The organism is Virgibacillus sp. M23, from assembly GCF_034190895.1.
GTDB classification, from domain to species: domain Bacteria; phylum Bacillota; class Bacilli; order Bacillales; family Amphibacillaceae; genus Virgibacillus; species Virgibacillus salarius.
The window spans coordinates 12,497-34,870 of sequence record NZ_JAWDHA010000043.1; the positions used below are offsets into that span (position 1 = coordinate 12,497).

Below are 22,374 nucleotides of genomic sequence, written 5' to 3' on the forward strand. Positions count from 1 at the left end.
TGAAATGGTAATAAAGTTATGAACTAAATGTGAAATAGTGAGCAAAGTGATTTAAATTTAAATGAATCATGGTAAACTATAGGTGTAGTAAGAAATACACAAGTTCTTGTGAAATAGTGAGCATTTGAAAAGGAGATGAAAGTAATGATCATGAATTTTATTCGCAATCATAAAGTGGCAGCAGGAATATTGGCAATCATACGTATTTATATTGGCTATGAATGGCTAACTGCCGGATATGGAAAAATAACTGGCGGTGGATTTGATGCTAGTGGATTTTTACAAGGTGCAATAGCAAGTGCAGGTGGTGAACACCCTGCAGTTCAAGGTTGGTGGGCTGTATTTCTAGAAAAAGTTGCACTTCCAAATGCAGAACTATTCACATTTCTTGTGATGTGGGGAGAATTATTAGTAGGTATTGCATTGATATTAGGAATTTTCACCAACTTCGCTGCTTTAATGGGAATAACAATGAATTTTGCCTTCTTATTTAGCGGAACAGTCAGCACAAATGCGCAAATGGTATTACTAACGACATTCTTACTTGTAGCTGGTTATAACGCTGGCAGATATGGATTGGATCGCTGGGTTATCCCATTTCTAAAAGATCATAAACCGACTGGCAAAAAAACAAACATGAAAGTGGCATAGTATTTAACCGATTTGATAGTTAAGCTTCTTAGCAAATAGATGTTAGATATGAAGTGGTTAATAATATAAAAAATGACAATCGTAAGTGAGCTGTCTTTAAAGGGCAGCTCACTTTTATTTTTGCCTAGGAAATTATAAAATGTACCCATGTGAATAACACGATTATAGCCATCCTACTTCGTGTTATAATTTCGAGTCTCATCTATGTTCTTAACTTTGGTATATATTGGTGTAATTGTCAGCGTCCTTATGGTGGGGGTGAGATAGATAACTTAGCTATACACGATTTTATTGCTGGAACATACGTCATTTAAAAGTAATAAAGGGGCTATTATCAGTAGTATACCTATTGTTTTCATCAATTTACGCTACTCTGATGTTTAAGGAGTCTAACAAAAGTGAATGATGATACTAAACATCCTCGAAGGGAGCGTAATGGTATGAAAAGGTCGTATGCTATACTAATTTTCGGATTGGTATTACTACTTCTAGCAGCGTGTAATCCAAATAATGAGGAGCAGCAAGGTAACGTCGATAAAAATAATGAACAAGATCAACAAAATGAAGATAGTCCAACTGTAGGGAATCCAGATAATGCAACTGCAGAGGAAGAGGTTCTCGTTTCATTAAAAGATAAAGATGATCATGTTGTTGCAACAGCGACACTAAAGCAAGTGAAATCGGGTGTTCATATAAAACTTAACGGAGAAAACTTACCACCTGGAACACATGGCTTTCATATTCATGAAACAGGATCCTGTCAACCGCCAGATTTTAAGTCGGCAGGGGGACATTTTAATCCTGGTCAAACTAAGCATGGAAAGAAGCACCCAGAAGGTCCTCATGCAGGCGATCTACCGAATATTGAAGTTGGGGAAGATGGTACCGTAAACACAGAAACAACAGCCGAATTGGTTACGCTGAAAAAAGGGAAAGATAATTCGCTTTATAAAGAGGGAGGAACAGCTTTAGTAATCCATGCTGGTGCAGATGATTATATATCTCAGCCATCAGGAGATGCAGGAGACCGTATAGCCTGTGGTGTAATAGCTGAATAGATCCAATGTGCCCGAGCGAGATAGCTCGGGCATTTTTCATGGCACAAGCAATCATTCATATTCTTTCAGCGTTCTTTGATATAATAAGGTTATCTAAAATTTACCATGCTGTAGGTGAGTATATGGAATCCATTTTTCTTTTTTCCTTCATTATATTAGTTGCTTCTATATTGCAAACGAGTACCGGATTTGGCTTTTCTATTATTGCTACACCTCTTTTGTTATTAATCTTTGAACCTAGAGAAGCAATCCAAATAAACTTAGTTATTTCATTAATTATTTCATGTGCACTAATCTATAAAATTAGACACGATGTAGATTTAGGTATTGTAAAAAGATTTGGATGGGGAAGTGTGTTTGGTTTACCTGTCGGTACAGTAATTTTTCTGCTTATTGATGTGGAGGTCTTGACGCTTATAATTAGTGTAACTATATTACTCTTAACCATATTATTAATGATGCAATTTCGTCTGAAACAAACAAATCATCGCGATTATATAGCTGGCGGATTTTCCGGAGCGTTTACAACAAGTATTGGTATGCCAGGCCCCCCCATTTTATTATATTTTTCGAGTACGAATACATCGAAGGAGACGCTGCGGGCAACAACGCTAGCATTTTACCTATTTATTTACATGATTAGCTTAATTATACAGGTTGTTGCTGCTGGAACGTCAAAGCAAATTTGGATAGCAAGTGCGTGGTCACTTCCGCTCGTGGTAATAGGGCTAATTACTGGTCAAATTCTTTTTAAAAGGATTAATCAAGCATTATTCCAAAAGTTAACATATGGGCTATTGTTGTTTACAGGAATATATTTATTAATCGAACAATTATAAATCGTTGTGAGTGTTAACTAGTCAACAAGAAGTTATCATATAATTAAAACGTTCCGTTACAAAGACGAGCCATGCATCTTCGATAATTACATAGGTTCTTTGAAAAAGTGTTCTTCTTTTTTAAGGAGTCTCTCATATTTTCAGGTGGTAAATTATTTATTCTAAAAAGATTATCTCGCATATAACTGGCAGTAAGCTCCCACCTCCAGTAATAAAGAGAACCCAATATGGATAAGCGTGGTCGACTGCCAGTAAATGTCCGATTTGTTTAAATGCCTTTGGTCATACCCTTGTGGTACTACCAATCCATGAAGAATAACAAAACCCCCCACGGCTTAAGTTTCACTTTATGGTTTTTAAAACGACGACTATCGTCGAACTCTCTGACGACTGTAATTTCTCCAATACCGGGAAGCGGAATAAGCACTTGAAATTCGAGACGATCTTTTGAAAGTTCAACTCAAAAGCTGTTACCTCTTTTAATTACGTCATACATTTTGCATAATCTTTTCCTGCTCGTATCTAATATCGTTGATTAAATTGAATGACACTTAGATATCAGCGAATAGTAATTTACCTCTAATAATTCGTGCTATGCTTTCGTTGAAAGTCCGCTATACACTGGTATTCATCTTCAAATAAATTTGATAAGCGAATAAAAATTGGAAGTAGCTCCCGATAAATATCGCTTGAATTTTTTTCTGGATAATGTGTATGCGTGCTGCCAATCATATCGGAAATACTTTGCAGGTCTTCAACTTCACCAAGGGCATACATTCCAAGAATCACAGCACCTAAACATGAGCTTTCATAACTTTTAGGCACGATAACTGGTTTATCAAAGACATCTGCCAATACCTGCCGCCACATCTCAGAACGAGCAAATCCACCTGTTGCTTGGATCCTTAATGGTTCTCCAATATGTTCCTGTAATGCTAGTAATACACTGTATAGATTGTAAATAACGCCCTCTAGTACTGCTCGTATCATATGTTGCTTTTGATGATGGATACTAAGCCCATAGAAAGAACCACGGGCATTAGCATTCCAAAATGGGGCACGTTCACCAGTCATATATGGATGGAAGAGCAATCCGTCCGCACCTGGATTTACTTTAGAGGCGATCTCAGTGAGCATGTCGTACGGATCAATACCTAGGCGTTTTGCTGTTTCGACCTCAGCATCAGCCAATTCCTCTCGGAGCCATCGTAGTATCATGCCTCCATTATTAACAGCTCCCCCAATGATCCAATGCTTCTCTGTTAATGCATAGCAAAAGGTCCTACCCTTTACATCGGTATGTGGTTTATTTGTAACTGTCCGTATGGCACCACTTGTACCAATTGTAACTGCAATAACACCTTGCTCCATTGCATCCACTCCGAGGTTAGAAAGAACGCCATCACTTGCGCCAATGACAAATTTCGTTGTTTGTTTAATTCCCATAAAATGACTCAGTTCATCGGATATGCCAGTGAATACTTCAGTGGTAGGAACCAGTTTAGAGAGTTGACTTGTTGATATCCCTGCTACACGTAATGCTTCTTCATCCCAATCCAACCTATTTAAATGCAATAAACCCGTTGCGGAAGCTATAGAATAATCAATAGCATAGGTTTTAAATAACCGAAAAAATACATATTCTTTAATGGAAATAAATTTTTTGGTCTGTCTAAATATCTCTGGCTTTTCTTCCCTCAACCACACTATTTTAGACAATGGAGACATTGGGTGAATAGGTGTCCCCGTGCGTAAATATAAAGCATGTCCATTATTTTCCTTTATTTGATCCGCGTACTTTGTACTTCGTGTATCTGCCCATGTAATGCTATTGGTTAAAAGTTGATCCGATTTATCCACAGCAATGAGACTATGCATTGCTGAGCTGAAGGAAATAAATGATACATCCATCGGTGAAATGTTGCTTTTTCGAATTGTTTCGCGAATACTACGGATCACTGCATCAAATATTTCCAATGGATTCTGTTCGGCAATCAATGGAGTTGGGGTGTGTAGCGGATAATGGATCGTATGATTTGAGGTAATTCTTCCATCTTTTGTAAAGAGTACCGCCTTTGTACTTGTTGTGCCTATGTCGACACCAAGGTAGTATGTAGTCATTTATATCCCTACTTTCAGTACATAACGAAGATACAATTGTATCCTCCTTGTATAATCATATTGTTTTTTTCATTGTATCAATAAAAGACAGAACTATACTAGTTGTACTGGTGATTAACGGTATATAAACATCTCCAACTGAATTGAATTTTCCCTTTATTTTCATTGGTAGTTGTCTCATCCACCTTACTGTTCAACAAAAAACAGTCACTCTTATAGAACAAGTAACTAAATGAATAGCTTCATAGTTTGTAATCATTGCTTTCTCCCTCCAAATCTGTATAATATATTTCGAGTGTCGAAGAAAAAGGAGGGTTATTGTGGATGCACAGCAAGCTACTACAAATAAATCTGGAAAAATCTGGACGCGTGACTTTATACTAATCTGTTTAGCTAATTTCTTTATTTTTCTAGGTTTTCAAATGACGCTCCCAACCCTGCCATTATTTGTGAAAGAGCTTGGTGGTAGTGATCAGCTAATCGGCATTATTGTTGGTATTTTTACATTTTCAGCACTTTTAATGAGACCATATGCTGGTCATGCACTGGAATCTAGAGGGAGACGCTTTGTTTATATGTTCGGTCTTGGTGTGTTTGTATTATCGGTTGGCTCTTTCGCCTTCGTTACAAGCATAGCCTTTTTACTTATGATGCGAATTGTTCAAGGAATAGGCTGGGGATTTTCAACCACAGCGACTGGAACAATTGCCACCGATCTTATTCCCCCTAAACGCCGTGGAGAGGGGATGGGTTATTTCGGATTATCAGGTAACATTGCTCTTGCCTTTGGTCCTTCACTTGGATTGACATTAGTAGATGTCATAACCTTTCCACAACTATTTCTAATCTGTGCTAGTGGTGGTTTGATTGCATTTATATTATCGAGTACAATCAGGTATAAAAAGGTAGACCAGTCTGAACATAAAACAGTTGCGGTGAAGTTCGATATCTTTGAAAAAACTGCAATACAGCCTTCCATGTTATTATTTTTTATTACCTTTACGTTTGGAGGAATTGCCACTTTCCTTCCGTTACACGCAGCAGAAAAAAGTGTAGCTGGAATCGAATCTTATTTTCTTGTATATGCCATTTTTTTAATGATTTCTCGTACCTTTGCTGGTAAAGTGTATGATCGAAAAGGGCATCTCTATGTCTTTTTACCAGGGACGGTTTTAATTTTTGGGGCAATGCTCTTATTAGCCTGGCTGCCAAATACTGCAGTTATGCTAATTGCAGCTGGTATGTATGGACTTGGATTTGGCTCTGTGCAGCCAGCCTTACAAGCATGGGCTGTTGAAAATGCGCCGGGTAATCGAAAGGGTATGGCAAATGCAACATTTTTCTCTTTCTTTGATTTAGGTATAGGGTTAGGCGCTATTATATTTGGACAAATTGCCTTTGTATTCAATTATTCTTTCATTTATGTAACAGCTGCAGGCTCTGTGTCGCTTTCGATTATTTTATATATATATCTAGTATGGAAGGCAGCTCGTAGTCATAATCGGCAGTAAAAAACCAAGCGAAGATAATTATCGCTTGGTTTTTAGATTAGCTGCTAACACTATTTTTCCTTTGGAAGGACAATTCGCTTATATAAATGAACGGTAATCAAATAGTATAGTCCGTAAATTACGAAGAAAATACTAATTGGGATCCAAATTTTTGTATAAGGCTCAATGATAATAAACGAGAACATTTGCATTCCCACAATTACATGCACTAAGCCAACTAACGCTGGAAAAAGGAATAATAGGAAGAGCTCACGGTAGATAGATTTCTTCAATAATGATTTGCGTACGCCAATTTTCCTTAGCATACTATAGCGATGTATATCTGCCCCTGCGCTTGATAGTAATTTAAACATCAGAACACTGGCCATCATCATTAAGAAAGCTATTCCTAGGAATATTCCCATAAAAATGGTTCCGCTAGCAAGACTCTTTAATGCAACATAGTTCGTGAACTTACTACCGGTATTTTCAACTGGTTCTCCACGATATTTTTCTGCGATCTGAGCTTGACCCTTATCGATTTTTTCTATCTGCGGAATGTCCGCCTTAAAATCTTCGACGCGAGCCAAAATTACTTCATTATCGTTCGCATCTATCTCGTCGTACTTAGCCTGATCAACAACATACACTGAAGTAGAGCCAAACATGTTGTAGCTAGCATTGATTTCGGTAGATATTGCTGACCACCAATTTTCAGGTAATTCCTCAGAGCCTGCATCTTCTTGAAGTGAATAAGACGAAGCAGGTAATTTATCTTCAACACGTTGCTTTTTTGGTAACTCAAACTGTGCATTGTACGCCTGCACCAATGGTGGATCTTCGATTAGCTTATTTTTAAGAAAATAAATACCATCATCAGTTACTTTATACGTATACGTATGCTGTTCAGTCACATCCATCGACTTGAGTGCTTCTAAATCTTGCTCAGTTGGTTGATGTATGGCGACATCATTCGCATGGAACATGGAAGATTGAATTTCAATATTATGATAAAAGGAGATCCCTGCTGTCATGGCTCCTAATCCAAGAGCAATAAGCATGGCAACCGTTCCTAGTACCTTTGTTAAGTTAAGCATACGAAAACGAAGTTGTCCAAGTGTAAATGAATTAATTCCTTTCTCATTAAGCTGTCGGTTTTGCTTTAGCTTTTTCAAGAAATAGGGTAAAAACGAGATAAAAACAAGGTATGTTCCTGGTATAATTGTAACGGAGGCTAAAATTACACCTAACTGCTGTAGCTTTTCAATTTCAATCATTGCGAAATAGCCAATGCCGATTAATATAATGGCAAATAGCACGCCAAAGAACGTTTTTACACCACTTACCTTCACGAAATCTTGCTTCTGACCAGCGTGTAGTAAATGTAATACACTTCTTCTGCCAATCTGCCAAGCATTTACGATGGAAGTCAACAGGAATAAAATAATATAAAAGATAACGGTTGTAAGGATGGAGGAAGTATATACTGCCTTAAATCCTTCTACTGAAAAATCAAGCTGTTGCATTAACAAGTCAGAAATACCAATCGATAATCCAACTCCGACTATGATTCCTACGACAAGAGAGATAATCCCAATGAAGAATGTTTCGAAAAACATCAGTTGTGTGATTTTACCCTTTTTAGCTCCAAGTGTCATATACATGCCCATTTCTTTTTGCCTTAATGTTTGAATAAAAGAAGTGGCATAGAATATATAGAAAATGGTAATAAACCCTAAAATAAAGGAACCAACATGAAACACAAACATGATGGAACTAATTAATGAATTTGCTTCAACAAATGCTTTATTTTGAGCTAACGTTTGAAACATGTAAAAAATAGCAATGGATATCGTTAATCCAAACAATAATACTAAATAATCTTTAAACATTTTTCGCATACTTGATAAAGTTAATTTTACTAACATCGTATCACCTACTTTCTATTCCAATTCATTTGATGTAGCAAACTCAGCAAGTACATCTAGGATTTCCTGATGGAAGCTATTTCTTGTTGTGTTGCGATGGATTTCTTTATATAATTGGCCATCTTGGATGAATAAGATTCGCTGACAATAGCTAGCACTTAACGGATCATGTGTAACTAACATAATTGAAGTATTAAGCTTTTCATTTAAGTGAACTAATGTTTCCATTAAGCTTTTTGCGTTTTTAGAGTCCAAGGCACCGGTTGGCTCATCTGCTAAAATCATGGCAGGCTCATGTACAAGTGCTCGCGCAGCAGCAACACGTTGTTTTTGACCTCCAGATATTGTAATAGGATATTTATCGATAATCTTTTCAATACCTAATTTTTGTGCAACGTTCATCACGCTTGGCTTAATATGTCGAGTGGAAACACCTTTTAATGATAACGGTAGAGCAATGTTTTCATATACAGTCAGGTTTTCTAACAGGTTAAAGTCTTGAAAGATAAATCCAAGCTGCTCGGAACGAAAATCTGCCAACTGGTTTTGCTTCATAGCGGTAATATTCGTACCAGCGATCTCAATGGTTCCACTAGAAGATTGATCTAATGTAGAAATAACATTTAATAGAGTGGTTTTTCCGGCGCCTGATGGCCCCATAATTCCAACAAATTCACCGCTCTCTATATCAAAAGAGACGTCTTTTAATGCGTGAAATTGATTTTCATTTTTCTTCCCATAAACTTTATTTAAATGGTTTACGTGTAATACAGGTTGACTCATAATCCTACCTCCAACTTTATTTTCTAATGCTAGTCTACCGTTATTAGGAGTTAGAAGGTATGGATTTTCCTTTCAGCAAGCTTACAGTTTTGTAAGGGTAAATGACGGGAAAAGCTGTTTTATGAGCAGGCTTCAGTTTAAAATCAATGAAAACTCGTATACAATAGTAATAAGAATTGGTAAAGGATGGTATTTGCTATTTTGAAAAGTATCCGAAACATCAATGTTGAAAAATTATTTCCTTCCGTTATATATAAGCGAGGATTAGACTACTATTTACAAGATAAGGTAAGTGATCTTTTATACGATATTAATTATCAAGTATGGACTGCCATCGTACACGGATCGGAAAATTATTTTGTCGAGATTAATATGAAGGATTTTTCTAAAGGTACCATTGATACGTATTGTGATTGTCCGGCATTTGACGCATTTGGTTCATGTAAGCATATAGCTGCGGTATTAATCCATATCGTTAATAAAGACAATGAGAAATTTCAGGTTCCTAAATATTCCTCATATGATTACAACATGACTCGGAAATTTATGAATGCACTTCATAACATTCCGCAAAACAATAACGACAATGAAACTGCGTTACCAAAGCAAACGATGCTTAAGGTAGAGTATAGTTGCAAATTAGCTTTTAATAGTCAATTGGAAATTGAGCTTAAAGTGGGAGAAAAGCGTTGTTTTGTTGTGAAAAATGCAGGTGAATTTCTCCAACATGTTTCACAAGCATCGGAATACCCGATGACAAAAAAATTTTCCTATAATCCAGATATACACACTTTTTCAGATGTGGATCGGCAGATTTTAGAGACATTATCTGCCATCATTAAAAATGAAAGAATTTATCATACCAATCCTTTTTTTAGAGGCGATCAAGCAAGTAAACGATCGATTATCATTCCACCACTAGAGGCAAAAGCGTTGCTAGAAAAATTAGTAGCGCAGTCATTGACTGTGGAAACAAAGGATCTCACGTATCCATCTGTATCCATTAATAGGGATTCGTTACCTTTTCAATTTTCTTTAACCGCTAGTGAACAAGAAGATTTGCAATTGGAAATGGAAAAGGTGAATGATTTTATCTACTTAGATGCCTATGAATTACTATTTTCTGAAGGAATATTTTATTTTCTTCAAAGTCATCAAGTTCCAGTGATTGAACAGATTAGTCATTTCCGTAATGAAGGTTTTCATTTACCAATCGCCAAGAAGCAGGCAGATGAATTTGTTTCTACTGTTATTCCATCATTGAAAAAAATTGGTGAGGTAGCGATCGATGATAAGGTAGCTAAAGATATTATTCAAGTACCATTACAGGCAAAACTCTATTTAGAGGTGAAGGCAGCATGGGTCGTAGGTAGATTAGAATATCATTATGGAAAAGAACAAATTGACCCCTTTAGTGGACGTGAAGAAAATGAAGTCATTATTATTCGTGATGTGGAAAAAGAACAACAAATTATGCGACTCATAGAACATGCTGATTTTCACTATAATGGGAAAGAGCTCTATATCGATATGGAAAACGAAGAGGAAATGTATGATTTCATTTATTATATGCTTCCAAAGCTAAAGGAGTATGTGGAGCTCTACTTAACCTCAGAAATACGGAATCTAATCGTCGAACAAGAACCGATGACAAGTACAAGTGTTAAATTGGAAAATGCATCAAATTTACTTGATATCGGTTTTGATATTGAGGGGATAAATGACACAGAGGTAAATCAAATATTAGAGGCAGTTATTGAAAAAAAACGCTATTATCGTTTGGATAATGGAGCACTTCTTTCCTTGGAAAGTGACACATTTTCATCTGTTAGACGGTTCTTAGATGGGATGGATATTGAGGTCAATGATCTGGATGAAGGCAAGGTTAAGGTGCCAGTGTATCAAGGTACACAGGTAGATGAGCTACTGGAAACGAGTAAGCGTTATGATCTATCATTTCGTAAATTACTACATCAGTTAAAATCTCCAGAAGAACAAGTATACCCACTTCCAGATACGCTGGAGGCATCACTTAGAAATTATCAGCAAATTGGCTATCAATGGTTTAAATCATTGAGCCATTATCATTTGGGAGGTATACTAGCGGATGACATGGGTCTAGGGAAGACATTACAAAGTATCGCATATATTGCGTCAGAGCTTTGTGAAGATCCTCATCTGATTGTGGCGCCTTCATCTGTTGTATATAATTGGAAAAAAGAATTTGAAAAATTTACACCAACATTAAAAGTAGCTGTCTTAACTGGATCTCCCCAGGAAAGAAGACGAAAATTTTCGGATTCAAAAAATATGGATGTTTGGATTACTTCCTACGCAACGTTACGGCAAGATATTGCACTGTATGAGGAATTATCTTTTCAAACACTGATTCTCGATGAAGCGCAATATATAAAGAATTATGCTACGAAAACATCGAAAGCTATTCGGCAAATTAAAGCAGGGAGACGATTTGCCTTAAGTGGGACCCCAATTGAAAACTCGATTGATGAGCTATGGGCTATCTTCCAAGTAATTCTCCCAGGATTAATGCCGAATCATCAAACATTTAAACAACTGTCTTACGAAAAAATTGCTATGATGACAAGACCATTTATTTTACGACGCCTAAAACGGGATGTGCTAAATGAGCTACCCGATAAAATTGAAACCGTGCATACTTCTGAGTTAACGAAGGAGCAAAAAGATTTATATGTAGGCTATCATCGACAGCTACAAGAAGAAGCTGCACAATCAATGAACGAAAATGGCTTTCAAAAAAACCGTATGAAGATACTTGCCGGTTTGACAAGACTAAGACAAATTTGCTGTCACCCATCTCTATTTTTAGAAAACTATCAAGGGGAATCCGGAAAGCTAGAACAACTTATGGACACAATAAAGAATGCATTAGGAAATGGGAAGCGTATGCTAATATTTTCTCAGTTTACTTCGATGCATGAAATTCTGATTAAGAAGTTAGATCATGAAGGGATCGGCTATTTTTATCTACATGGTCAGACACCATCGCATGAAAGAGTTGAGATCAGTGAGCGATTTAACAATGGTGAAAACAACGTGTTTCTAATTTCGTTAAAAGCCGGTGGAACGGGACTTAATTTAACAGGTGCCGACACCGTTATTCTATATGACTTATGGTGGAACCCAGCAGTTGAGGACCAAGCAACAGGTCGTGCTCATCGTTTTGGCCAAAAAAATGTAGTTCAAGTGATTCGGCTTATTACGGAAGGTACTATTGAAGAGAAAATATATGAGCTGCAGCAAAAGAAACGAGAATTAATCGATCAAGTAATCCAACCTGGAGAAACGATGATATCCAGCTTGAGTGAAGATGATGTCAGGGAACTATTAAATATATAAAACGTAACGATGTAATAAGTGTATTTGGTTTATAAAAAAGTTAAACACGGGGCGTTGCAAACATGGATACTAGATCGATGTTTGCAACGCCCCCTATTCGTGTTTAAGGAGTTACGCTTACATGATAAGGAGAGGTTTAAAACAACGATGACGTAAGTACGAATAAAATAGGCTCGAGTTATCACTTTTATTCAAAAAACGATGCTTCATATTTGGTAGAGTACGTACCACATCTCCTTCATCTAAAAAATACTCGGTCCCTTCTAGTTCGATATGTGCCTTCATAAGGTCTGGTGTTAAAACATCATAGACAATATGGTTATTATTTTCACGATATACGTTCACGCGATCTTTTTTTCTGGAAATAAGGGAATCTGTATCAATTTCATTAAAAAAAAGCGTACAGTGGTACGTTTAATGCTTTTGCAATTAACTCTAATACAGTAAGCAAAGGATTTCCTTGTCCTCTTTCTACTTGATTAATAATTGACGTGCTAATTCCTGCATCATCGGCAAACTCACGAATTGTCATACCATTCTTTTTACGATAGTTTAATAGAGTTTGTCCTAAGCCATGGTTCTTTATAATAGTGCCCCTTCAATACAATATAAGTTTGATATCTTTTGTGCTGACATACTAAGCATAGTGTAAGAATGCTTTCTTCATGAATTATTTAATTTAATAGGAAAGTAATTAACATCAAGTAAAATTAAATCTGTGTATGTAATAAATATACGACTTAAGACGGAGTCAGAAAATTTAAAATAAGCTATACTTTTCATAAGGGAGGATGCTAAGTGGAACAAACTATAAAAGAAAATTGGGAACTTGATACATTATACGCTGGCGGTAAAGATTCCAAAAAATTACATGAGACGTTGAATCAATTAAAGCGAGAGATAGATAGGCTGCATACGAAGATTGGAACAGTGGATGATCAATTATCATTTGCTTCCTGTTTACGCGATGTGCAAAAAAATCTAAAAGGTCTAAGAGAGCTAGAGGATTACATTGTCTGCCTCTATGCAGTTAATGTGGGAGAGCCCGATATATTAAAAATAATGAATGAGATAGATCATGTACGCTCCATGTTTGAAGCATTATTTGTAGATATTGACACGCATATTGATCATTTTTCCGTCGATCAATGGAATCATTTTATTCAATTACAGGAAGTTCAAGATGTTCGTTTTTATCTAGAAGAGCGTAGAGCCGGGATCAAAGATCGTCTCCCTGCTGAAATGGAAAAGTTAATTAATAAATTGGCGATTAACGGATTTATTGGTTGGGAGAATTACTACGAACAGTTAATGGGTGAATTGAAAATCCTCATCGACAAACAGGGAAAGGTAGAGGAAGCATCGATAGGACAAGCATTAATGTATCTAGCTTCGCCCAATCGCTCGCTAAGGAAAAATACAGCGGAAGCATTAATGGATGTATTGCAACAAAATGGCTCCTCTTTTGCCACGACATTTAATCGAATAAGTGGATTTCGCTTAGATGTGTATGAAAAGCGTGGCTGGGACAATATGCTAAAAGAGGCAATGGATAAAAATAGAATGAAGGAGAAAACGCTACATACCATGCTATCAGCTATACGCGCGAAGAGTTACATCATGCAACCTTATTTAAAACGAAAAGCGCAGTTAATGAAGCTTAAGAAAATGGCATGGTATGATACGGATGTACCAAGCTTTACATCAAAAAATAAAATTACTTACGCAGAAGCGGCAGATTTGATCATTACCCAATTCTCTAAGTTTAGTGAAAAACTTGGAACTTTTGCAGCAAATGCTTTTGCGAATGGTTGGATAGAGGCAGAGGATAGGAAGGGGAAAATGCATGGTGGGTTTTGTGCCTACTTACCAATTGCTAAAGAAAGTCGTATTTTTTTAACGTATACCGGCAGTTATCAAGATGTTGTAACGATTGCTCATGAACTTGGGCATGCTTATCATAATTACTTAGTCAACGATCAACCCGCTTTTGCACAGGAAAGAAGTACAAGTATTGCGGAAACAGCTTCAACGTTCGCTGAGAATCTAGTACTCGATGCTGTAATAGACAGCGCATCAAATGAAGAAGAAAAATTAACCTTGCTAGAAATGAAGATTGGAAATGGTCTAAAGTATCAAGTGACTGTTCCAGCAATGTTTGATTTCGAAATGAAATTATATGAACAACGGAAGTCTGGCCCATTGAAACCCAATGAAATAAATGAATTAATGACAAGCACGTTTAAACAGGTTTATGGAGACACGGTGAAAGACATGAACCCTTATCTATGGATGACCATCCCACACCTTTATCGTACAGAGCTGCCATTTTATAATTTTCCGTACACCATTGGCTATCTACTCAGCAATGTAATGTATGCACAATATAAGGAAAATCCCGTACAGTTTCCGGCTCAATACGATGCATTTTTAAAAAACACAGGAAAAATGACAATTGAACAATTGGCAGCCCACTATCTAAAGCAGGACATTACAGATTTGTCATTTTGGGAAGCATCCTTGCAGCCAACAATCGAAGCTATTGAACAGTATAAGAAATTATCGGAAAGAAAATGGCAGGAAATGAGATGATGGGTACGAAGGGATTTATCCCGCATATAACTGGCAGTAAGATTCTCGCTTCAAGCAATAAAGAGAAACCGAAATTGGTAAGAGGGGAATCAACTGCCAGTAAATGTCCGATTGGTTCACCTAACCATCCGTGGGGATAAACAAGCCCACGGATGGAAGATTTACTTTATCAAGTTTACTGATTTAATCGGAATAGTTTTCTCGGCCTTCCTTTTAGATAAGGCTTTTCCTCACCTGCCACTTTTATGACCTCGCCAGCTAACAGTTTATTAATGGTACGTTCTGCACTTCGTTTTGTAACTTTATAATGCGATGCAATATCGTGAGAAGAGAATGGTTCGTTATTTCGAGATTGAATAAAATCGATAAAATTATAGGATAGTTCATTATTTAAACGTGCCTTATGAATGAGTGCTTGATAAAGCTTCGATGTATCAAAATGTTTAATAATACCAATTGGTCCAATCGTATCTTGCCGTTCATTAACAATATAGCATTTACTGTCTTTTTCCGTACTGCATGCATCTAATGCTAATTTCGCATTTTCCACTGCTTCCTTTGCGGTTAAAGCCAATCCAAATCCAATATCGACAGGTGTTTGCAATGTTTTCTCAATATCGTACAGTAAAGGAAAATCCCGATAATGATTTTGAATATGGTCAATGACTCCCTTGGTACCGAATAAAATAAAACGGTTATCATCACTTGGAAAGACGGAAGCGTTCGTTTGCTTGGCAAATGTTAAGAGTAAACGATGTAATTTCTGTAGCGATTGCTTAGCCACCGTACTACCTCTTCGTTGCTCAATAACTTCCCATTGCTTTAATCGTACGTATCCAGAAACAATTTGTGTAGTATTGGGCTCTGAAAGTGTCACGATTTTTCGAGCCTCTTCGAGGGCGCATGCAATATTTAGTCTAGGTATTGTCATACAGCTTACGGGTATACCTTCATGTCTTAATTTTATTTCGATTTCCTTTGTAGATGTGAGGACAGTATCAATTTTTCCTTCCTTCCATAACGTTTGATGGAAGGACACAATGTCATCTGATTGCACCTGCTGTTGTTTATTTGGCTGAAAAATATAGATATCCTTATTTTTCATGGCTATATCTGCTAGTACGTTGCTGACATGCTTCCCACTTAACACATCTAGAGAAATGCGGTTAATAACTTGTTTATGAAGATGGTTTAACCGGAATAAGGAGTGAATAATCATATATTCATCATACGGTATTTGAATACTTGGAATTCGCTTCTTCACTAACAAGTCTTTTGCATATAGATAAGAGAGCTGTTCCGTAAATAAATAAATATCACATACATATGCTTTTTCAATTAATTCTGTAACATCTTCAGCCTTTGAGTAGGTAAAGGGCATAAGCTCGATATCGCTTTTCGTATCAGCGAGCTTCATAATGCGTTTCATTACATCCTCATTACCAAAAGCTGCAATCTTAATTTTCATTCTAAACGCTCCCATGTTCTTATAAATGATTATAAATGCAAATTTTTTTACTATGTAATCCTATTTTTATTTAAACTAGCTTCCCTACTTGATGTAACGAATTAATAAATGACCGATATCTGCAATTATTCTTTCACTTTCTGCATTAAGGGAGATTCCTTCTGATAAAAGAACAACATGTATCGTCTTATCCTGATATTTCATAATGCCAGCATCATGGGTGACTCCTTGTAGCTCCCCCGTTTTATGGTAAAACTGAATCTCATCCTCTGCCTGCAAATAACTAGGGAGCTTATTAGTAAATTGCTGGTTAGCTAAAATAGTTAAAATCATTTTCTGGCTCTCTTTTGTTAAAAATTTATTATTTTCTGAAATTAAATGCAACAATTTTGCGATATCATATGCACTTGTATAATTGTCCAATCCATTTTCCTTTGCCTGTAGATCCATAAACTTACGTTGAATGATCGATTGTTGGCAGTCAGCATCTTTTGTTAATTGATTGATTGTTTCTACACCTAATATATCAAGTAATACATTGGCAGCTGTGTTATCTGAAACAATAATCATTAGCTCCAATAAGTTTCGATAACTATAAATATGAGAATGGGATAAATAATTAATTACTCCAGCACCGCCAACCATATTTTCCCTTTTTATATAAACAAGCTTGTCCTGTAAATGTGGGTTTTTATCTAGTTGACGAAAGCCTGCAATTAAAATTGGTAATTTAGCCAAACTGGCTGCACATCTTAACTGAGCTGGATTAATGGAAATAGTACCTTCATTTGTTTCAATATAAACAGAAAAATGATCGCTTACCGGTTCCAATTTGTGATGTATGGATTTTTCCAATTCTCGAAAATTCATATTGTATAGACCACCTTACATATCAGTCTTAGAAAACTTTCTGAAGCTGGACGTACACTGTAAGCAAGTATTGACATCGCTTCTTTGCTTTAATACAGTAAAGCGTTCATCAATATTTAACGAACAACAATCGACAACTTTCGCTAATAGCAATATAGTATTGAATTTTCTCATAATTGTCAATCCTAAAATAATATATTTGCATTACTTATACATATATCTAGCTGACTGGACTACCTAAAAAAACAGTATGAAATAAACATACAGGCTGGGACCGTTCCCGTGGAAAGCGAAGTTGTCATACATCTTCTTTTGATAAAAATACGTTTGTTCCTGCCTCTTTTCACACATATTTGAAATACATTTTTCATTCCACGGCAACGGCTTACCCTCTTTATGGGCAAGTCCCGTGTGAGGATATCACACGGTTACTTTTTCACTGAAGTCTTGTATAGTTTCGCTGCGACATCTGAACGATATCTTTTCGGGAAGTTCCGTTTTTGAAGAAAAGAATATTAGAGCGAGCTACCTTCGAAGAACACTCTTTATAGCTAAATGTAATAATAAATAATCAGTAGTAGCCCTAATAACACAAAGGTAGTAATTGTTTGGAATTGCATGATCTTATAAAATGAGGGATTTACCTTTTCAGAAGGAGCAGGCTTTTCTTTCCATTCTTCCATATAGTCATTTGACATCATACTTAAAAATCTTCTGAAGCCAAACGTGACACCATCAAAGAAGCCGCCTTTTTTGGTATAGATAAACAATGTAATGACGAGAAGCAGTAAAAACACATAGAATAGTGCATTTATAAAGTTCACGAGATTATAGGATGGAGCGAAAATAAGAAAAATTACAATCGTTAAGCATATCGTGAGCAGGAAATACAGCCCATGTTTTGATTTATTCATAGAGTCACCTTCTAGATAAGTTGAACTAATTATATCATAGAATTTTATGTTGCAAAAAGCGCATTATTTAAAAAATTTAATGAATTGTATTTAGGACGAAAGCATTAATCTAACGCTGTTTACACATATTTTTAATAAATGGAAATAATGATAGTTTTTACACTATTATAAAAAATGTTTTGCAAATTAGCTGGGTTGATTGTATAATTTCGTTAGTAGATTAAATCTGCGAAAAAATCAAAAAACTATTACTTTAAGGGGGTTCTTTTTAACTATGAAGTTAAAATGGTCACTATTATTGGCTCTTGGTCTATTGCTTAGTGTGTTTTTAGTAGCATGCTCAGGTGATGACGGAGATTCAGCAGAAGGCACTGGTTCTGATGATAAGAAAGAAGAAGAACCAGCAAAAGACGAAGAAAATGTAGAACAAGTACTTAATTTTATTAATGGAGATACAATTCCATCGATGGATCCATCCATGGCTACTGACGAATATGGCTTCCAGTTTCTAGGTGCAACCATGGAAGGTCTTTATCGCTTGGATGAGAACGCAGAACCAGTTGAAGGTATTGCAACAGAGCACAAAGTGAGTGAGAACGGTCTTACATGGACATTTACCTTACGTGAAGATGCAGTTTGGTCAAATGGCGATCCTGTAACTGCACATGATTTCGTTTATGCTTGGCAGCGTGCTGTAGACCCAGACACTGGCTCTGAATATGGCCCGTATATGATGGGTGGCGTTATTAAAAATGCAACAGCTGTTAACACTGGTGACGTTCCTGTAGAGGATTTAGGTGTTAAAGCGGATGGCGATTACACCCTTGTTGTAGAGCTAGAAAATCCTGTACCTTATTTTGAATCATTAACTACCTTTGGCACGTTCCTCCCGTTAAATCAAAAATTTGTTGAAGAACAAGGCGATAAGTTTGCTACAAGTACAGATACGCTATTATCTAATGGTCCTTATAAGCTAACAGATTGGGAAAGCACAAGCAGCTCATGGAATCTGGAGAAGAATGCAGATTACTGGGATGCAGAAACGGTTCAGCTAGAAAAGATGACGTATGAAGTGGTGAAGGATCCACAAACTGGTGTTGACTTATATGAAAGCGGTACAGTTGATCGTGCTGGACTATCATCTGATTTAGTTGATCAGTATTCTACACATGAAGATTATGTAGTAACACCTGAAACATCTGTCTTTTACTTGAAGATGAACCAAACGAGAAACGAAGCATTAGCAAATACAAATGTCCGTGCTGCAATTAGTCGTGCATTTGATAAGCAAGCACTAGTCGATCAAATCCTTAACAACGGATCGCTAGTAGCTAATGGTTTAATTCCTGCTAACTTTACCCCAATGCCAGGCGGTGGAGAGGATTTCCGTGAAGTTAGTGGCGACTTAGTGACATATGATGTAGAAAAGGCGAAAGAATATTGGGAAAAAGGTCTAGAAGAACTAGGAACAGACTCTGTCGAGCTTGAATTCCTTGCAGGTGATTCAGAAACGGCTAAAACGATGAATGAATACCTTGCTAATCAGCTAGAAACAAATTTACCTGGATTAAAAGTTACGTTAAAGCAGGTTCCGTTTGAGCAACGTTTAGACTTAGATACGAATATGGATTATGATATTCAATTCTCCGGCTGGGGTCCAGACTATCTTGATCCATATACCTTCCTTAACCTATGGTTAACGGATGGTGGTAATAATAAAATGGGCTACTCTAACCCTGACTATGATGCGTTATTAGAAAAAACTACTACGGAATTAGCTCAAGATAATGAAGCACGTTACCAAACCTTCCTTGAAGCAGAAAAGATGCTATTTGAAGATGCAGCAATCGCTCCTGTTTACCAAAGTGCAATGGCACAATTAGTATCACCTAAAGTTAAAGGTGTTTATGTGAATCCATTTGGACCAACATATGAATACAAATGGGCTAGCGTTGGATCAGAAGAATAATAGTAGTCTAAATTAATATGCTAAAGATTAGTAGGTTAAGAGAGTGTATGACCCTTTGGTATATACTCTCTTTTCCCCTGTCAAGAAAAAGACTTATAATAAATAACATTTACTATTTTTAGAATATTCAGCTTAATAGGAGGTGCACGAATGGTTCGTTATATACTACGACGTGTATTTTATATGGTAATTACGCTATTTATCATCGCGACCGTATCTTTCTTTTTAATGAAGATGCTACCAGGTAGTCCGTTGAAGGCAGAAGATAAACTGACCGAAGAACAAAAAGAAATCGTTCTTGAGAAATATGGCTTAAATGATCCTGTGCCAGTGCAATACATAACTTATTTGAAAGATTTAATGCAAGGGGACTTAGGTATCTCCTTTGCGTTTGATAATACACCGGTTACAAAAATACTTATGGATCGAATTGGTCCGTCGGCACAGCTAGGTGCACAATCGTTACTAGTGGGAACATTTTTAGGTATTTTATTTGGGTTAATTGCCGCGATTTCGCATAATGGTATCCTCGATTATACCTCAACCATTCTTGCTGTACTAGGTACTTCCATACCTTCGTTTGTTTTTGCCGGACTACTCCAATGGTTCCTTGCCGTGGAAACAGGCTGGTTCCCTGTCGCATTATGGGGAACGTTTGAACATACCATATTGCCAACGATCGCCTTGATGATATTTCCGATGGCAACGGCTGCTCGTTTTACGCGTACGGAAATGATCGAAGTAATGGGTTCTAATTTTATTACAACCGCACGTGCGAAGGGTGTAAGTGAATACGGAATCATCTTCAAGCATGGTATGCGTAATGCACTTATACCACTTGTGACCGTAATTGGTCCAATGGCAGTGAGTTTAATGACAGGAACGCTTGTTATTGAACAAATTTTTGCCGTACCTGGGATAGGTGAGCAGTTTGTATCATCCATTATGGTTAATGACTACCCTACAATTATGGGGACAACCCTCTTATTTGCCTTTTTATTTGTTGTCATTATTCTAGTCATCGACCTCCTCTATGTATTAATTGATCCGAGAATTAGACTGACAGGAGGGAAGAGCTAAAAATGGATAACAAAAAAAACGAGCAACAAGTACCAAAAGAATTATTAATACCAATTGAAAGAAAAGAAGATACAAGTGAAAAAATAACGAGTCCAAGCAGAACTTTTATGCAGGACGCTCGCCGAACCTTCTTCAAAAATAAATTGGCGATTTTTTGTGTTATTATTCTAGGCTTGATTAGTTTATTTAGTATTATCGGACCAGGTATGAATGAGCATGGCTTAGATGATCAAGATTTGTCACGTGCTAAAATGCCACCACACGTACCCGTTTTAGAAAATATTTCATGGCTTGGCTTTAACGGTACATTAAAAGATGAATTTAAGGGTAACGATGTAGAACATGCAACGCAAAATGCAATTCAAAGATACAATAATGATAAAGATTTTATTGATATAAAGGTATTGTCCGAAGGAGATGGCAGTAAGGATTCTGCAGAGGTAAAAGCTACTTATCATATTTACGAAGCCAAGGATATGTCTGATCAATATTTCTGGCTCGGCACCGACACGCTTGGTCGAGATCAATGGACAAGGATTTGGTTAGGTACGCGTGTTTCCTTAATTATCGCATTAGTTGCGGCGGCGATTGACCTCGTAATTGGTGTCGCATATGGTGGTATTTCCGCATATTATGGCGGTAAAGTGGATAATGTGATGCAGCGAATTATTGAAATTCTTGTCGGTATACCAAATCTCGTCGTCATTGTCTTAATGATTCTCGTATTACAGCCGGGAATGCTCTCGATCATTATCGCTCTGACGATAACAGGCTGGATTGGAATGGCCCGGATCGTCCGTGGTGAAGTGCTAAAGTTGAAAAGTCAGGAATTTGTGCTTGCTGCACGAACGCTAGGTACGCCAAATAGCTCGATCATTCGCAGGCATTTAGTACCAAATATTAGTGGGATTATTATCATTAATACGATGTTTACGATTCCAGGGGCGATTTTCTTTGAAGCATTCTTAAGCTTTATTGGATTAGGGATGGTTCCGCCAGAGGCGTCTCTTGGGACATTGATTAATACTGGATTTGAGAACCTGAGATTGTACCCATATTTACTCGTGTTCCCAGCTATATTAATATCCGTAATTATGATTGCATTCAACTTAATTGGAGATGGATTACGTGATGCGTTTGATCCGAAAATGCATAAATAAGAAGGTAGGTGTTTCTAAATGAGTAAATTGTTAGAAGTAAAGGATTTGAGCGTTTCATTTAACACCTACAACG

16 protein-coding genes and 1 pseudogene are annotated in these 22,374 nt (G+C 36.8%); 10 read left to right on the forward strand and 7 right to left on the reverse strand.

Annotated features, from left to right (window positions below; all coding sequences use genetic code 11):
• The first annotated feature begins 144 nt into the window (after positions 1 to 144).
• The 3 genes from RVS70_RS15265 to RVS70_RS15275 all read left to right on the forward strand — a co-directional run bounded on the left by RVS70_RS15265 (position 145) and on the right by RVS70_RS15275 (position 2,548).
• Positions 145 to 651, forward strand: a complete 507-nt coding sequence (locus RVS70_RS15265; RefSeq protein ID WP_034679828.1) for a DoxX family protein — start codon at positions 145 to 147, stop codon at positions 649 to 651.
• Positions 652 to 1,091: 440 nt separating this feature from the next.
• The gene (locus RVS70_RS15270) at positions 1,092 to 1,709 is read left to right on the forward strand and encodes a superoxide dismutase family protein (RefSeq protein WP_026682965.1); all 618 of its coding nucleotides are present in this window, start codon (positions 1,092 to 1,094) and stop codon (positions 1,707 to 1,709) included.
• Positions 1,710 to 1,831: 122 nt separating this feature from the next.
• On the forward strand, positions 1,832 to 2,548 hold the full coding sequence (locus tag RVS70_RS15275) for a sulfite exporter TauE/SafE family protein (RefSeq protein ID WP_121605802.1): 717 nt from the start codon (positions 1,832 to 1,834) through the stop codon (positions 2,546 to 2,548).
• 579 nt (positions 2,549 to 3,127) lie between these two features.
• On the opposite strand, the gene gntK is transcribed toward RVS70_RS15275, so the two are convergent.
• Positions 3,128 to 4,669 (reverse strand): gluconokinase, encoded by a 1,542-nt coding sequence (gntK, locus tag RVS70_RS15280; RefSeq protein ID WP_121604015.1) that lies wholly within the window; start codon positions 4,667 to 4,669, stop codon positions 3,128 to 3,130.
• Positions 4,670 to 4,989: 320 nt separating this feature from the next.
• Here gntK and RVS70_RS15285 point away from each other — a divergent pair, with 320 nt between their 5' ends.
• Positions 4,990 to 6,180, forward strand: a complete 1,191-nt coding sequence (locus RVS70_RS15285; protein WP_226983566.1) for an MFS transporter — start codon at positions 4,990 to 4,992, stop codon at positions 6,178 to 6,180.
• A gap of 50 nt (positions 6,181 to 6,230) precedes the next feature.
• Here the strand turns inward: RVS70_RS15285 and RVS70_RS15290 are convergent, their stop codons facing one another.
• Both RVS70_RS15290 and RVS70_RS15295 read right to left on the reverse strand, forming a co-directional pair.
• Positions 6,231 to 8,087 (reverse strand): ABC transporter permease, encoded by a 1,857-nt coding sequence (locus tag RVS70_RS15290; protein WP_121604014.1) that lies wholly within the window; start codon positions 8,085 to 8,087, stop codon positions 6,231 to 6,233.
• A 15-nt stretch (positions 8,088 to 8,102) separates the two neighbouring features.
• Positions 8,103 to 8,870, reverse strand: coding sequence for an ABC transporter ATP-binding protein (locus RVS70_RS15295; protein WP_026682960.1), 768 nt, complete (start codon positions 8,868 to 8,870; stop codon positions 8,103 to 8,105).
• 201 nt (positions 8,871 to 9,071) lie between these two features.
• On the opposite strand from RVS70_RS15295, the gene RVS70_RS15300 reads away from it, so the two are divergent.
• Positions 9,072 to 12,248, forward strand: coding sequence for a DEAD/DEAH box helicase (locus tag RVS70_RS15300; protein WP_121605800.1), 3,177 nt, complete (start codon positions 9,072 to 9,074; stop codon positions 12,246 to 12,248).
• Positions 12,249 to 12,384: 136 nt separating this feature from the next.
• Here RVS70_RS15300 and RVS70_RS15305 read toward each other — a convergent pair.
• Positions 12,385 to 12,780, reverse strand: a pseudogene (locus RVS70_RS15305) (helix-turn-helix domain-containing protein).
• Positions 12,781 to 13,046: 266 nt separating this feature from the next.
• Here RVS70_RS15305 and RVS70_RS15310 point away from each other — a divergent pair.
• Positions 13,047 to 14,840 carry a M3 family oligoendopeptidase gene (locus tag RVS70_RS15310; protein ID WP_121604013.1) on the forward strand — a complete coding sequence of 598 codons (1,794 nt, stop codon included), beginning with the start codon at positions 13,047 to 13,049 and terminating at the stop codon, positions 14,838 to 14,840.
• Positions 14,837 to 14,980 carry a hypothetical protein gene (locus RVS70_RS15315; RefSeq protein ID WP_205389158.1) on the forward strand — a complete coding sequence of 48 codons (144 nt, stop codon included), beginning with the start codon at positions 14,837 to 14,839 and terminating at the stop codon, positions 14,978 to 14,980. The genes RVS70_RS15310 and RVS70_RS15315 overlap by 4 nt, the downstream gene beginning before the upstream one ends.
• A gap of 35 nt (positions 14,981 to 15,015) precedes the next feature.
• Here the strand turns inward: RVS70_RS15315 and RVS70_RS15320 are convergent, their stop codons facing one another.
• The 3 genes from RVS70_RS15320 to RVS70_RS15330 form a co-directional block, all read right to left on the reverse strand.
• Positions 15,016 to 16,308, reverse strand: coding sequence for a hypothetical protein (locus RVS70_RS15320; RefSeq protein WP_026682957.1), 1,293 nt, complete (start codon positions 16,306 to 16,308; stop codon positions 15,016 to 15,018).
• An 84-nt stretch (positions 16,309 to 16,392) separates the two neighbouring features.
• Positions 16,393 to 17,178, reverse strand: coding sequence for a serine hydrolase (locus tag RVS70_RS15325; RefSeq protein WP_121604012.1), 786 nt, complete (start codon positions 17,176 to 17,178; stop codon positions 16,393 to 16,395).
• A 551-nt stretch (positions 17,179 to 17,729) separates the two neighbouring features.
• Positions 17,730 to 18,092, reverse strand: coding sequence for a DUF3899 domain-containing protein (locus tag RVS70_RS15330; protein WP_121604011.1), 363 nt, complete (start codon positions 18,090 to 18,092; stop codon positions 17,730 to 17,732).
• Between the two features lie 274 nt (positions 18,093 to 18,366).
• On the opposite strand from RVS70_RS15330, the gene RVS70_RS15335 reads away from it, so the two are divergent.
• The 3 genes from RVS70_RS15335 (at position 18,367) to opp3C (ending at position 22,301) form a co-directional block, all read left to right on the forward strand.
• Positions 18,367 to 20,061, forward strand: a complete 1,695-nt coding sequence (locus RVS70_RS15335; RefSeq protein WP_121604010.1) for a peptide ABC transporter substrate-binding protein — start codon at positions 18,367 to 18,369, stop codon at positions 20,059 to 20,061.
• Positions 20,062 to 20,211: 150 nt separating this feature from the next.
• Positions 20,212 to 21,141: an oligopeptide ABC transporter permease gene (gene opp3b / locus RVS70_RS15340; protein ID WP_121604009.1), complete on the forward strand. Its 930-nt coding sequence runs from the start codon at positions 20,212 to 20,214 to the stop codon at positions 21,139 to 21,141.
• 2 nt (positions 21,142 to 21,143) lie between these two features.
• Positions 21,144 to 22,301: an oligopeptide ABC transporter permease gene (opp3C, locus tag RVS70_RS15345; protein ID WP_121604008.1), complete on the forward strand. Its 1,158-nt coding sequence runs from the start codon at positions 21,144 to 21,146 to the stop codon at positions 22,299 to 22,301.
• The last annotated feature ends 73 nt before the right edge of the window (positions 22,302 to 22,374 follow it).